The sequence below is a fragment of the Pedobacter sp. genome (assembly GCF_031119335.1).
Taxonomy (GTDB): Bacteria; Bacteroidota; Bacteroidia; order Sphingobacteriales; family Sphingobacteriaceae; genus Pedobacter.
In genome coordinates this window covers 232,594-247,877 of record NZ_JAVHXT010000004.1, presented here as the reverse complement: position 1 = coordinate 247,877, position 15,284 = coordinate 232,594, and the positions used below count along the sequence as shown (strand labels likewise).

Sequence of the window (15,284 nt, the reverse complement as noted above, 5' to 3'; positions counted from 1 at the left end):
AATTCGATGGTAAATCAAATTTCGGTTTATAAAAGAATAAAACTAGATTTGCCGCAACAATGAGGCATCTGGTTACCATATCTTTAGTGTTTTTTAGCCTTTCGCACTTGGCAAAAGCCGACCGTGTGGATGGGCTGCGCTATTTAACGGAAAGATATTGTGCCAAAGCGCAAACTACTTCTGAGCAAACTTCTATACGCTCTATACAAGATTTACAAGATCTCCCTCATTTTATCCTTTCTAATAATCAGTTGAGTGCTATTGGGGTAATATCCAATAAAAATTGCTCAAAATATAACATCGCCGATCAGCCGTTGCTTTATGCCGCTGAACTGGATAATCCTCGAAACAATAGTCCATAAACCCCAACCCCTAAAGGGGTGTTAGCAAATTTCCAATTTCAAAGAAATTAATTTGAGTACAAAGCCAAGTTGTCATGTGATAATGCTATGGCTTGGTTGTTGCCAATTAATTTACGATTTCGGATTTACGAATTACGAGTGTTGGTTACACAAAATAGGCGTTATTGGAAACAATTAGTCAATTTTAAGCTTATCCAACAATTTAACAACAGAACAATTTAACAATAAACAATACCAATAAAATGTTAGGATTTTTAGCTAAGATATTTGGAAGCAAATCAGAAAGAGATATCAAGGCATTACAGCCAATCGTTGCCCAGATCAACGAAGAATATGCAAAATTAACATCATTAAATAATGATGAACTGAGAAATAAAACCATCGAATTTAAGGCAACTATCGCTTCGGCTTTAGCTGCAATTGATGGAAAAATTGCCGATTTAAAAACACAAGCAGAAAGCCCAGAACTTTCTTTGGCAGAAAAAACCAACCTTTACGATGAGGTAGATGCCTTAGGAAAAGAGCGCAATGTAGAGTTAGAGAAAGTGCTTAAAGAAATCTTGCCTCAAGCCTTTGCTGTAGTAAAAGAAACTTCTCGTCGTTTAAGCGAAAATGAACAATTAGAAGTAACCGCTACACAGTTTGACAGAGAAATTGCTGCCAGAAAAAGCAATGTAAAAATTGTTGGCGATAAAGCGTTATGGGCCAATAAGTGGGATGCTTCTGGTACAGAGGTGTCTTGGAACATGGTTCATTACGATGTGCAGTTGATTGGTGGTATGGTGTTAAACGGTGGTAAAATTGCAGAGATGGCTACTGGTGAGGGTAAAACCTTGGTAAGTACCTTGCCTGCCTATTTGAATGCCTTAGCTGGTCAAGGGGTACACATTGTAACCGTGAACGATTACCTCGCCCGTCGTGATAGTGAGTGGAATGGTCCGTTATTCGAGTTCCACGGTTTAAGTGTAGATTGTATCGATAAGCACCAACCAAACTCTGAAGAACGTAGAAAAGCTTATTTAGCAGATATTACCTACGGAACCAACAACGAGTTTGGTTTCGATTACCTGCGTGACAATATGTCGCAAACACCAGAGCAATTGGTGCAACGTAAATTGCATTTTGCCATGGTAGATGAGGTCGATTCAGTTTTAATTGATGATGCTCGTACACCATTAATTATTTCTGGTCCGGTTCCTTTTGGAGATCAGCACGAATTCCACGAGTTGAAACCTCGTATCGAGCGTTTGGTAAATGCACAAAAAACTTTTGTTCAGTCTGCTTTAAATTCTGCAAAAAGCTTAATCAACAGCGGTAATGTTGGTACAGAAGAGGGTGAAGGTGGTTTAGCTTTATTGCGTGCCCACCGTGGTTTGCCTAAAAACAAAGCGTTAATTAAGTTTTTAAGTGAAGGTAGCAACAAGCAAACTTTGTTGAAGACTGAGAACCACTACATGGCAGATCAGTCTAAGAATATGCCTAAAGTAGATGCCGAGTTGTATTTCCATATTGATGAGAAAAATAACCAAGTAGAATTAACAGAAAAAGGTATCGAATTAATTACCCAACAAGGTGAAGATCCAAGCTTTTTCGTATTGCCAGATGTAGGTACAGAAATTGCTGAAATCGAAAAATCTAGCGCAAGCAGCGAAGAAAAAATTGCGAAGAAAGATGCTTTAATGCGTGATTACGCTGTTAAAGCAGAACGTGTTCACTCTATCAACCAATTGTTAAAAGCGTATACTTTATTCGAAAATGATGTAGAGTATATTGTTGACGAAGGCAAGATTAAAATTGTAGATGAGCAAACTGGTCGTATCATGGAAGGGCGTCGTTATTCTGATGGTTTGCACCAAGCAATTGAGGCTAAAGAAAATGTGAAAGTAGAAGATGCTTCACAAACTTATGCTACGGTTACTTTACAGAATTATTTCCGTATGTACCACAAACTTTGCGGTATGACGGGTACGGCTACTACAGAAGCAGGCGAGTTTTGGTCTATCTATAAATTAGATGTGGTAGAAATTCCTACTAACAGGGTAATTTCAAGAATAGATGCCCAAGATTACGTGTATCGTACTGTAAGAGAGAAGTTTAACGCGGTAGCAGAAGAAATCGTGAAATTAACTGAGGCTGGTCGTCCAGTGTTGGTGGGTACAACTTCGGTAGAGATTTCTGAGTTGCTAAGCCGTATGTTGAAATTACGCGGTATTAAGCACAATGTGTTAAATGCGAAGATGCACCAAAGAGAGGCTGATATTGTTGCAGAAGCAGGTCAGGCAGGTCAGGTAACTATTGCTACCAACATGGCTGGTCGTGGTACGGATATCAAGTTAGGTCCAGGCGTTAAAGAAGCTGGAGGTTTGGCAATTATCGGTACAGAGCGTCACGAGTCTCGTCGTGTAGACAGACAGTTACGTGGTCGTGCTGGTCGTCAGGGAGATCCAGGTACTTCGCAATTCTTCGTGTCGTTAGAAGATAACTTGATGCGTTTGTTTGGTTCAGAGCGTATCTCTAACATCATGGTAAGAATGGGTATCGAAGAAGGAGAGGTGATCCAACACTCAATGATTACCAACTCTATCGAAAGAGCACAGAAAAAAGTAGAAGAAAATAACTTTGGTGTTCGTAAACGTTTGTTAGAGTACGATGATGTGATGAACTCGCAACGTTCTGTAATTTACGCTAAACGTAGAAACGCTTTATTTGGCGATCGTTTAGATGTGGATATGAACAACATGATTTTCGATGTTGCGGAAGATATCGTTACCGAATACAAAGAAAGCAGCAATTACGAAGGCTTTAAGCTGGAAGTAATTAAAAACTTCTCTGTAGATACCGAAATTGCTGAGCAAGATTTTAACAGCAAGAAAATTCATGATTTAACTGATAAGTTGTTCGAAGAAGTAACTAATTTCTACACTCGTAAATCTGATGCCATTGTTACACAGGCAATGCCAGTTTTAAAGCAGGTTTTCGAAGATAGAGGTGACATGATTGAGCAAATTGTAGTGCCATTTACTGATGGTATCCGTCAAATACAAGTTCCGGTAGAGCTGAAAAAAGCTATTGATAACAATGGAAGAGAAATCACTAAAGCTTTCGAGAAAACTATCATTTTAGCTTTAATTGACGATAGCTGGAAAGAGCATTTGCGTGAAATGGATGAGTTGAAGCAATCTGTACAAAACGCAGTTTACGAGCAAAAAGATCCATTAATTATCTACAAAATGGAGGCTTTCAACTTGTTTAAAGGCATGTTGAGCATTGTGAATAAAGAGGTGGTGAGTTTCTTGTTTAAGGGTGGAATTCCGATGCAGCAAGAGCCAGAGCAGGTGAGAGAAGCTGTTGCTCCAAAACCATTACCTAAGCTCCAAACTACAAAGCAAGAGTATGGCGACCAACATTCTGATTTGGATTTGGTAGGCGATACCCGAGAACCGCAGCCAATGCAACCAATTAGGAAAGAAGCAACGGTAGGTAGAAACGAACCTTGCCCATGCGGAAGTGGCAAGAAGTTTAAAAACTGCCACGGAGCGAATGCTTAGTCTAAAAACTTACCAAGTTTCTAAAACTTCGTAAGTTTTAAAATATTTGTAGCCTCGATTTTTATCGGGGCTTTTTTATGTGACATTAAACATTTGTATAGCCCAGCAATAATCCCGATTTTTGCAAACTAGCCATCTCGTCATTGCGAGGAGGAACGACGCGGCAATCTTTAAGTATGAGAATTATATTTTTATTTTCCTTTTTTTTCATAACCTGTGCATCCTTTGCCCAAACCAAAGGAGAGGTAATTGTAGTGCAAGACCCTTTGATAGACAGTTTGATTGCAAAACGAATTGAACTTAACAGAGCAAGGCCAACTGCAACCAACCCAACAGGTTCTACTATTGTGTCATCAATGGGTTATCGAGTGCAAATTTACTATGGATCAGATAGGAGAGAAGTTTTTTCACAACAGGCTCAATTCAAATCTAGTTACCCAAAGCTCAATACATACATCACATATAAAGAACCCAACTATTACTTAAGGGTTGGCGATTACAGGACAAGATTGGAAGCACAAAAGTTTATGAACGAACTGCGGCCAAACTATCCAACATTGTTTATTTTTAGAGAAAAGATAAACGCACCAATTTTAGAATAGTAGAGTTTAATTATGATTGAATGATTGAATTTTGAATGATTGAATAAGCAACTTTCCAACTTTTAACATTCCAACCTTTCAACAACAACCAAACATGAAACAAAAAATACAAGACCTAGCAGCTCAAATTTTTAATGAAGTGGTAGGTTTTCGTCAACATATACACGCCAACCCAGAGCTTTCTTTTCACGAATACGAAACGTCAAAGTTTGTAAAAGATAAACTCACTAGCTGGGGTATTCCGTTTACAGAAATGGCCAACACGGGCGTAGTTGGTTTAATTACGGGTGCAAAAGCATCAGAGCAAGTCATCGCTTTGCGTGCCGATATGGATGCTTTGCCCATTATGGAAGACAGTAACAAGCCCTACAAATCGAAAAACGAAGGTGTAATGCATGCTTGTGGTCACGATGTACATACCTCTTCATTACTAGGTACTGCATATATCCTTAACCAATTGAAAGAAGAATTTGGTGGTACAATCAAGCTGGTTTTTCAGCCAGCAGAAGAGCTATTACCAGGTGGTGCCAGCATCATGATTAAAGAAGGTGTGTTAGAAAACCCAAAACCGCATGCTATGGTTGGTCAGCACGTGTTACCAATGATGGAAGTAGGTAAAGTTGGTTTCCGTTCGGGAATTTACATGGCCTCAACTGATGAACTTTACGTAACTGTAACTGGAAAAGGTGGGCACGGAGCACAGCCTCATCAAAATATAGATCCGGTAGTGATTACCGCACATATCATTGTGGCGTTACAGCAAATTGTAAGTCGCAATGCAGACCCTCGCTTGCCTTCTGTGCTTTCTTTTGGAAAAGTAAATGCACAAGGCGCTACCAACATCATCCCTAACGAAGTAAAGTTGGAAGGTACTTTTAGAACCTTAAACGAAGACTGGAGAAACGAAGCACACCGTTTGATGAAAAAAATGGCAGAAGGGATTGCAGAAAGCATGGGCGGTAGCTGTCATTTTGATATCCACAGAGGTTATCCTTTCTTAATTAATGAAGAGAAGCTAACAAATAATGCGAAAGCACTGGCACAAGACTATTTGGGTGCAGAAAACGTTGTAGATTTAGATATTTGGATGGCGGCCGAAGATTTTGCGTACTATTCGCAGGCAACTAATGCTTGTTTTTATCGTTTGGGTACCGGAAATGCTGCAAAGGATACCATGCACTCAGTGCATACACCAAAGTTCGATATTGATGAGGATGCTTTGAAAACCTCAACAGGTTTAATGGCCTACATTGCATTGAAACAATTGGGGAATTAGAGGTTAATTGTTTGTCTGGTTAATCAGTTAATTGTTGAGAATATCTGCTGTTTAAATTAGACCGTGGTGTCGGGCTGAGCTTGTCGAAGCCATTAAAGAAATATAAATGAAAAATCTTTGCATAATTGCGCTGTCACTGTTATTTTTTGTTGGCGCTAGCGCTCAACAAATTCCGCGTTTTAATCCAGATACGTTAAAAACGATCACGCTTGATTCGGTAGTAAATATTAAAGCAAAACGATTAAATGTAGAGACCTTTATCGATGCCATTATTAACGATACTAGCTTTTATGAGGCATTTCGTAACATGAAAAAATACACTTTCATCGCAGAAAACCGCGTATTCACTTATGATAAGAAGAATAAAGTTGATGGAAAAATTTATCGTAAGATCAAACATAACAACGATGGTCCGTACAAAATGGAGTATCTGGTGAAGGAAGATAATGGCAAGGTCTACAAAAAGAACGGCAAGTATCAACTGTATACCGTAGAAATGTTCGATTATATCTTCATGAATGCCTACAATACCGATTTCGTACCTAATGCAGCGCCTAGTGCCGGCAAGGAAAAAAAGAGTGGAAACGAAGGCTATAAGGATAAACTTAAAACTTTGATATTTAATCCTGGCAGACCAATTAAAGGTATTCCATTTATCGGTAGCAAAACTGAGATTTTCACGGCAAATATGCGCCAGTACTACGATTACGCTTTCCATAGTGGCACTTACCTAGATTCAATTCCTGTATATCGTTTCAAAGTTTCGGTGAAGCCAGATCTTTCTAAATGGACTAAAGATGGAATTATGATTAAAGAGCTAGTGACGATCTTCGATAAGCGGAACTTTGAAATTTTAGGTCGCTACGTAGATATGAAATACAGCAATATGCTCTTTGATTTCGATGTGCAAATGAACATCGAAATGAGTTACTTCGAAGAGGTGAAACTGCCTACAAAAATCACCTACCAAGGCAATTGGGATTATCCTTTAAAGAAAGAAGAACGGGCCAGCTTTTTAGTGCTGCATAAAGATTATCGATTGGGTAAAGGGAAATAATTTGACGGCTTCGCTGTTACTGAGTAACTATGTATTTGCCTAATTTTTGCGAAACGCTGTTGTAATCAATTTTCTCTTTACTCGCTTTTAATTTAATCTCTGCACCGTGTATTACGTTGTGCAATGCCATACTTAAGCCTACTACAGCCGCTGTTCCTCCAACACCTACTAACATCGCAACATTAGCATCGTCTAAAGATTGCGCAGCTACAATGGTGCCTGCGGCTAATGCTCCAGTTACTACCGCATAACCAACATCGCCATGCGTTTTAAAAACTTTAATGCGATTGATCTTGGCATACGGAATTTGATGAGCAATGTCTTTTTTATCTACCAAAACAAGCTCTGTTTGGTTAATCGCCGTAATTTTTCCGTGATATTTTACATCTTCTGCAATTATAACAGCATGGTATGGTGCCCTTTTTTTCTTTTGAGCATAGCTGATATTAACAAAAAGAAGCATTAGGAAGATGGTAAATGAAGATTTAACCAATAATTTCATCAGAGTGATTTGATAATTCAATACAAAGATAGAAAATAATAACCATGTTGTTATTTGATGCTAAACAATTAAATTCGCTTTACTAAATAATTGAGATGAAAACCATTTTAAAACTATCAGTTGTGGCTTGTGCCATTATTCTGTTGTCTTCTATGAAACCTAAAGCAAAAAAAGTAATATTCTTTGGCGATTCGATAACACAAGCTGGTGTACGAGGAAACGGATATATCAATTTGTTGAAGAAGCAAGTAGATAGCACTAAGTTTGAACTATTGGGCGCTGGTATTGGCGGCAATAAAATTTATGATCTTTACCTGAGGTTAGAAGAAGATGTACTGAACAAAAGACCTGATTTGGTATTTATTTACGTTGGCATTAACGATGTTTGGCATAAGCAGAGTTCTAGAACGGGAACAGATTATCCAAAATACATCAAATTTTATCAAGCCTTAATCAATAAAATACAAGCCGGCGGCAGCAAGATTGTTTTATGTACGCCATCGGTTGTAGGCGAAAAAAAAGGAGGAGCAAACGAGTTGGATGCAGACTTGGATAAATACGCTGAAGGAATTAGAGAATTGGCTACGAAAAATAATCTTCCGCTATGCGATTTAAGGAAAGCCTTTTTAGCTTACGAAGAGAAAAACAACCCGCAAGATTTGGAAAAAGGTATTTTAACGAGCGATAGAGTTCACTTAAACGATAAAGGAAATCAGTTTGTTGCAGAACAGATGCTGCCGTTTATCAAATAGTGTTAATGTCGTCATTGCGAACGAAGCGAGAGTATAAAGTGATGGGGTGAAGCAATCTTTCTGACTAAAACAACTCCAATTGTCGTAAATAAAGGTCTTTCATTTATTCAGTTATCTGTGCGTGTTTGTTATGTAAAAACATAAAAGATTGGTAGCTTTGAAGTTCTTGTGAGATTGCTTCTCCGAACTTTCGGAGCAGGCTATCGTGCCTTCTCGCAATGACGAAAACACGAGATGATTACAGCGGAAACTATAGAGAAAATTAAGGAAACAGCCCGAATTGAAGAGGTTGTTGGCGATTTTGTGCATCTTAAAAAACGTGGTTCAAGCTTGATCGGGAATTGTCCTTTTCACGGTGAGAAAACCCCCTCGTTTCACGTATCTGTAAACAAAGGCATTTATAAGTGCTTTGGCTGCGGTGTTGCTGGCGATTCGGTTCGGTTCGTAATGGAACACGAGAAGTACAGCTATCCAGAAGCGCTGAAATTTCTTGCCAACAAATACAATATCGAAGTTGAGGAAACAGTAGAAAGTAAAGAGAATATCGAGCTAAATAGTGCTCGCGAAAGTCTTTACATCGTTTCACAATTTGCAGCTAACTTTTTCGAAGACCAACTATGGAATAGTGCAGATGGCCGAGCAATTGGCTTAAGCTATTTCAAAGAGCGTGGTTTTAGGGAAGATATCATCAAGAAATTTGACCTTGGTTATTCACCCGATGTTTGGGATGCCTTAACGCTAGATGCCGAAAAGAACGGACATGCGGTAGAGTACCTTGAAAAAACGGGACTTTCCATCAGAAATGATAAAGGAAAGTTGTACGATAGGTTCCGCGGAAGGGTAATGTTCCCCATCCATAACTTTACGGGAAGGGTAATTGGTTTTGGCGGCCGTACTTTAAAAACCGACAAAAACGTACCCAAATACGTCAATTCTCCCGAGAGCGATATCTACCACAAATCGAATGTGCTGTATGGTTTGTTCCATGCAAAAAAGGCAATTCGAGATCAGGATAACTGTTATTTGGTAGAAGGCTATGCCGATGTTTTGGCAGTGCACCAAGCCTATATCGAGAATGTGGTTGCCTCTTCGGGAACATCGTTAACCATAGAACAGATTAAGCTTATTGCCCGTTTTACGCAGAATGTCACTATTTTATATGATGGCGATGCTGCTGGTATAAAAGCTTCGTTGCGTGGTTTAGATATGATTTTGGAGGAAGGGCTGAACGTAAAAGTTGTCTCTTTCCCAGATGGTGACGACCCCGATTCGTACATGCACAAAGTGGGTGCTGGTGCTTTCAAAACGTATATTGAAGAGCAGCGCCAAGATTTTATCCTCTACAAAGCAAATATTTTACTGGCGGAAGCTGGAAAAGACCCCATCAAAAAAGCAGGAATTATCAGGGATATTGTAGAAAGTATCGCTAAAATTCCCGATAACATCAAAGCTTCGGTTTTCATTAAAGAGTGTAGCCATTTGCTCGAAATTGAAGAACGGGTACTGCTTACAGAGCTGAATGCGATAAAAGTTGCTAAACAGAAAAAGGCATCAGCGCCAGCACCAAGAACGAGCAGCCCTGGTCATCCAGATATGCCACCTGATGATTTGTTTGCAGAAGGTGGACCAACTGCAGCTCCGCAAGAGGAAGTGTCGGTAGAGCAAATTACCACCGACATTTTGCAGGAGCAAGAAATTGTACGTTTGCTGCTTACTTTCGGACACGAACTGGTAACTTTTGAGCACGTTGGTGAAATGCATGTGGGTTCTTTTATTATTCAAAATTTAAGTGACGTAACCTTTGAAAATACTTTGTGCGAGCGTGTAATTGCTTATTACAGAGGAGAAGTTGAAAACGGACAATTACCAACTATTAATCAGTTTTTGAGAAGTGAAGATGGCGAAATTGCAACCTTGGCCATTACTTTAAGTACATCGCCATATAGTTTAAGCGAAAATTGGTTAAACAAGCACCAAATTTATGTTAAGGATGAAAATCAAAATATTAAAGGTGCTGTACTAGGTGGACTTTACCATTTGAAAAAACGTAAAGTAGATAGAATGCTAACCGATTTGATGAACCAGATGAAGGATGAAAAGGACGCAACCAATCAAGATATTTTAATGGGGCGTTATGTGCAAGTTAAAAACGTAGAACGTACCATTTCCAAATTTTTAGGTTCGGTAATCGTAAAATAATGATTGAATGATAGTATGAATGAATTATTGAATTGCATAGATTAGGTGTACTTTACTTTGTCTATTTAATCATTCAAAACTCAATCATTCAATAATTTCAAAAACATGGCCATTCACAACGATACAGGAAAAGCAGGCGAGAAAGCAGCAATACAATTTCTGGTAAAAAAGGGCTACGAAATATTAGATGAAAACTGGACGTATCGCAAATGCGAAGTAGATATTGTTGCGCTTCAATCAAATACCATTATCTTTATCGAAGTTAAAACACGCAGTTCTGTGGCATTTGGTATGCCCGAAGACTTTGTAAAGAGAGAAAAGCAACGCCAGTTACAAAAGGCGGCACAAGCTTATATCGAAATTATGGATCACAAGGGAGAAATTAGGTTCGATATTGTAGCGGTGTTATTAACTAAAGACAATCAGTTTAAAATTAACCATATTGAAGATGCTTTTTGGCCATACGCATAAAATTACTGTAACCGCTTTCATATTGTTGTCTGCAACTTTATTTCAACTTGCTTGTAATAATAAAGTGGCTAACTATATCACTTTCAAAAATCCATTGCAGGGCGAAAGCTTTAATAGCGGTAAACCGGTAAAAATAGAATTAGATATTCCAGAAAAAACGGAAATACAAACTATTAGCTATTGGGTAGATGGTAAACAGTTCGCCGAAAAAACCAACAAAGAGTTTGTAACCTTAGATACGCAAAACTTGCCTTTAGGTTACCGAATGTTAACCGCTATTGTAAAAAGTGGTGATCAAACAGATACCATTACCAACAACATTATTCTCACTACAGATAAAAAGCCTGCAAAGTTGAAATATACTTTGGTGAATACTTTTCCGCATGATACTTCTTCTTACACACAGGGTTTAAGTTTTGTTGATGGAAAATTGTTAGAAAGTACAGGTAGAAAAGGACAGTCGCATTTGAAATATGTTGATTTGAAGAGCGGTAAGGCAATAAAATCTACAGCTTTAAAGCCCGAGTATTTTGGAGAAGGTTCTGTGAAAGTGGGCAATAAAATTATTGTTCTTACTTGGGAAGAAAATGTGGGTTTAGTGTATGATTCCAATACTTTCGAAGAAATTGCTACTTTTCCGTACCAAGCTAGTAGGCAAGGTTGGGGCTTAACTTATGATGGCAAACAATTGCTACGCAGCGATGGTAGCAATAAAATTTGGTTTATGAATGCTGAAACTTATAGAGAAGAAGGCTTCATTGAAGTTTACGACAACAAAGGCCCGGTAGAGCGTTTGAACGAGTTGGAGTTTATTAATGGTATGTTATATGCCAATGTTTACGGAAGCAACAAGATTGTAGTTATAAATACAAATACAGGTATTGTAGAAGCTGAAGTAGATTTGAGCAAACTTGTTCCGAAGAATTTCTTTAAAGATGATTATGATGAAGCAAATAATGTGCTAAATGGAATTGCTTACGATGTAGCGGGGAAGAGGTTATTTGTAACGGGTAAGAAATGGCCTAATTTGTTCGAGATTAAGTTGAGCGAGAAGTAGAACAAGACTTCGAAGTTGCAAACTCAGAAGAGCAGAGGAGCTTTACTATTTTAGACTTATGAAGTTTTTAAACGGCGAAACCCTCAACTTTATAGCTGAAAAACAATATATAATCAAGTTAAACTTCGTAAGTCTTTTAGGCGCTTAGAACAGGTTTTCGTTAAATAGACCTGATTGTAGCGGAAATACTTTCTGGTTTCATTGTTGTCATCCTGAACGCTAGTGAAGGATCTGTAAACTAAAGCAGTTCAATTGTAGATTCCTCGTTCCTCGGAATGACAACAAGGGGCAAAACAAAAAAGATTGTAGCGCAAAAGCAGGACTAACATTAATTCGTGCTTCTGCATTTGCTCTTCAAAAAATTAGATTTACTTCGTAGCTGCTTCGCGGTCTTCGCTACCGATAAATCGGCACAGGTTGCGCCTGCAACGACAACATAATAAAAAAGTCCCTCAACATTACGCTAAGGGACTTGGCCTCATATTCTTTGCTTTTTGTCTTCGACGGGCTCAGACTGACAAGCTAATTATTTCGACAAATACATCGATTTATCTTTCACTAACTTCAAGAAGTATGGATCTTCCAAATCTTTGATGAAACGGATCGCTTCACCTGTAGATTTCATCTCTGGACCTAATTCTTTGGTTATCTCTGGGAATTTATTGTGAGAGAAAACAGGCTCTTTAATTGCAAATCCTTTAAGCTTACGCTCAATGTTGAAATCTTTCAATTTGTTTACGCCTAGCATTACCCTTGCAGCAATGTTGATGTAAGGCACATCGTAAGCTTTAGCGATGAAAGGTACCGTACGAGAAGCACGTGGATTAGCTTCAATTACATAAACCTTCTCATCTTTAACTGCAAACTGGATGTTTAATAGACCAATTACATTTAAAGCTTTCGCAATTTTCTTCGAGTAATTTTCCATGTCGGCAATTACTTTGTCAGACAAACTGAACGGAGGTAAAACTGCACTTGAATCTCCCGAGTGAATACCTGCAGGCTCAATGTGCTCCATTAAACCAACAATGTGTACGTCGGTTCCATCGCAAATCGAGTCAGATTCAGTTTCTTCTGCTCTGTCTAAGAAATGGTCAATTAATACACGGTTGCCTGGAAGGTCGCCCAATAATTTAACTACAGCACTTTCTAAGTCTTCGTCGTTAATCACGATACTCATACCTTGTCCACCCAGTACATAACTAGGACGAACCAATACTGGGTAACCTACTTCGTTAGCAACTTTAATTGCTTCCTCAGCATTTTCTGCAACACCATATTTTGGATAAGGAATGTCTAAATCTTTCAGTAAATCTGAGAAACTACCACGATCTTCTGCTTTATCCATATCCTCGTAAGAAGTACCGATAATGCGGATGTTATTCTCGTGTAGCTTTTCAGCCATTTTCAAGGCAGTTTGACCACCTAATTGAACGATAACGCCAATTGGGTTTTCTAAATCGATAATTTCACGTACGTGTTCCCAGAATACAGGCTCGAAATAAAGTTTATCGGCCATGTTAAAATCTGTACTTACCGTTTCTGGATTACAGTTAATCATGATGGCTTCGAAGCCATTCTCTTTTGCTGCCAATAATCCGTGAACGCAAGAGTAATCGAACTCAATACCTTGACCGATACGGTTAGGTCCTGAGCCTAAAACAATCACTTTCTTTCTGTCAGAAACTACAGATTCGTTAGTGCCTAACTCATCGCCATCAGATAAAACTTCGCCAGATACCAATGAAATTTGTTGAGGAGCTTCTTCAAAAGTAGAGTAAAAGTAAGGTGTTTGTGCAGCAAATTCCGCAGCACAAGTATCCACCATTTTGTAAACTCTTCTAATGTTAAGCTCTCTACGGCGATTGTAAACTTCGTCTTCTGTTACGTTACCTAAAACGTAAGCAATTTGTATATCAGAGAAACCTTTTTGCTTCAAGTTGAAGAAGAAATCTCTAGGGATATTAGTTAGCGAGTAGCGTTTTAGTTCTGTTTCTAAAGCTACTAACTCTTGAATTTGATTTAAGAACCACTTGTCAATTTTGGTTACCTTGCGGATAGATTCTAGTGGTACACCCATGCTCATCGCATCTTTAATTAAGAATAGACGGTTCCAGCTTGGGTGCTGTAAGCCATGCATAATTTCTTCGATGTCGCGTTTTTGACGGCCATCTGCACCGATACCAGCACGACCAATCTCTAAACTCTGACAAGCTTTTTGCAATGCCTCAATAAAGTTACGACCAATGGCCATTACCTCTCCAACAGCTTTCATCTGTAAACCAAGCTCCATGTTGGCGCCTTTAAATTTATCGAAGTTAAAGCGAGGGATTTTTACAATTACGTAATCTAAAGTTGGCTCAAAGTAAGCTGAAGTAGTTTTTGTAATTTGATTTTCGATTTCATCTAAGTTGTAACCGATAGCCAATTTAGCTGCAATTTTAGCAATTGGATAGCCTGTTGCTTTACTAGCCAAGGCCGATGAACGAGATACACGTGGGTTAATCTCGATAGCTATGATTTCATCGTTATCTGGGTTTACAGAAAACTGTACGTTACAACCACCTGCAAAATTACCAATAGCACGCATCATTTTGATGGCTTGGTTACGCATTTCTTGGTAGCAGCGATCTGATAAAGTCATTGCAGGAGCAACAGTAATCGAGTCTCCAGTGTGGATACCCATTGGATCAAAGTTCTCGATAGAACAGATGATGATTACGTTGTCGTTGCTATCTCTCAATAACTCTAACTCATATTCTTTCCAGCCTAAAACCGCTTGCTCTACCAAAACCTCGTGGGTTGGTGAAGCTTCTAAACCGCGTTTAAGTGCTGCATCAAAATCTTCTTTTTTGTGTACAAAGCCACCGCCGTAGCCACCAAGGGTGTAAGAAGGGCGAATTACCAATGGGAAGCCAATTTCTTGTGCCGCTTCCTTACCTTCTAAAAATGAATTGGCAATCTTTGAAGTTGCAACACCAACACCAATATCTACCATTAACTGGCGGAAAGACTCTCTGTTTTCGGTCTTATCGATAGCAGCAACATCTACCCCAATAATCCTAACATCGTGTTTTTTCCATAAACCTCTTTCTTCGGCATCAACACAAAGATTCAGTGCTGTTTGTCCACCCATGGTAGGTAAAACTGCATCAATAGTAGGTAAGTTAGGGTTGTTTTTGTGTTCAACTAAAATCTCTTCAATCGATTCGAGTGTTAGAGGTTTTAAATAAACATGGTCACCAATTACCTTGTCGGTCATAATGGTAGCCGGATTAGAGTTAATGATCGAAACTTTAACTCCTTCTTCTTTTAAAGAAAGTGCGGCTTGAGAACCAGAGTAGTCAAATTCGCAGGCTTGTCCGATAATGATGGGGCCAGATCCGATAATCAATACTGAATTGATGGAAGTGTCTTTAGGCATGTGGGGTTTTTAAAAAAGTCTAAAGTGATAGTCT

The 15,284-nt window shown here is 38.8% G+C and carries 11 protein-coding genes; 9 read left to right on the top strand and 2 right to left on the bottom strand.

Translation table 11 applies throughout. From position 1 onward, the window contains the following. The first annotated feature begins 59 nt into the window (after positions 1-59). The 5 genes from REI64_RS06585 to REI64_RS06565 all read left to right on the top strand — a co-directional run bounded on the left by REI64_RS06585 (position 60) and on the right by REI64_RS06565 (position 6,845). Complete coding sequence (locus tag REI64_RS06585; protein WP_308849314.1) at positions 60-362, top strand: hypothetical protein; 303 nt, start codon at positions 60-62, stop codon at positions 360-362. Between the two features lie 242 nt (positions 363-604). Further along, entirely contained in the window at positions 605-3,910 is a 3,306-nt protein-coding gene (gene secA / locus REI64_RS06580) for a preprotein translocase subunit SecA (RefSeq protein ID WP_308849313.1), read from the top strand. Between the two features lie 176 nt (positions 3,911-4,086). After that, positions 4,087-4,512, top strand: a complete 426-nt coding sequence (locus tag REI64_RS06575; RefSeq protein WP_308849312.1) for an SPOR domain-containing protein — start codon at positions 4,087-4,089, stop codon at positions 4,510-4,512. 94 nt (positions 4,513-4,606) lie between these two features. Then, positions 4,607-5,788 (top strand): M20 family metallopeptidase, encoded by a 1,182-nt coding sequence (locus REI64_RS06570; RefSeq protein ID WP_308849311.1) that lies wholly within the window; start codon positions 4,607-4,609, stop codon positions 5,786-5,788. Positions 5,789-5,894: 106 nt separating this feature from the next. After that, positions 5,895-6,845 (top strand): hypothetical protein, encoded by a 951-nt coding sequence (locus REI64_RS06565; RefSeq protein WP_308849310.1) that lies wholly within the window; start codon positions 5,895-5,897, stop codon positions 6,843-6,845. Between the two features lie 16 nt (positions 6,846-6,861). Here the strand turns inward: REI64_RS06565 and REI64_RS06560 are convergent, their stop codons facing one another. Beyond that, complete coding sequence (locus REI64_RS06560) at positions 6,862-7,347, bottom strand: hypothetical protein (RefSeq protein ID WP_308849309.1); 486 nt, start codon at positions 7,345-7,347, stop codon at positions 6,862-6,864. 95 nt (positions 7,348-7,442) lie between these two features. Between REI64_RS06560 and REI64_RS06555 the strand changes: the two genes are divergently transcribed. From REI64_RS06555 to REI64_RS06540, 4 genes are all read left to right on the top strand, one after another. Beyond that, a complete protein-coding gene (locus tag REI64_RS06555; RefSeq protein ID WP_308849308.1) occupies positions 7,443-8,099 on the top strand; it encodes a GDSL-type esterase/lipase family protein in 657 nt (218 codons plus the stop codon). A gap of 234 nt (positions 8,100-8,333) precedes the next feature. Next, positions 8,334-10,298: a DNA primase gene (dnaG, locus tag REI64_RS06550; RefSeq protein ID WP_308849307.1), complete on the top strand. Its 1,965-nt coding sequence runs from the start codon at positions 8,334-8,336 to the stop codon at positions 10,296-10,298. A gap of 105 nt (positions 10,299-10,403) precedes the next feature. Continuing rightward, the gene (locus REI64_RS06545; RefSeq protein WP_308849306.1) at positions 10,404-10,769 is read left to right on the top strand and encodes a YraN family protein; all 366 of its coding nucleotides are present in this window, start codon (positions 10,404-10,406) and stop codon (positions 10,767-10,769) included. Continuing rightward, positions 10,747-11,826: a glutaminyl-peptide cyclotransferase gene (locus tag REI64_RS06540; RefSeq protein ID WP_308849382.1), complete on the top strand. Its 1,080-nt coding sequence runs from the start codon at positions 10,747-10,749 to the stop codon at positions 11,824-11,826. The genes REI64_RS06545 and REI64_RS06540 overlap by 23 nt, the downstream gene beginning before the upstream one ends. Before the next feature lie 526 nt (positions 11,827-12,352). Here REI64_RS06540 and carB read toward each other — a convergent pair. Further along, entirely contained in the window at positions 12,353-15,250 is a 2,898-nt protein-coding gene (gene carB, locus REI64_RS06535; RefSeq protein ID WP_308849305.1) for a carbamoyl-phosphate synthase large subunit, read from the bottom strand. Positions 15,251-15,284: the final 34 nt, after the last annotated feature.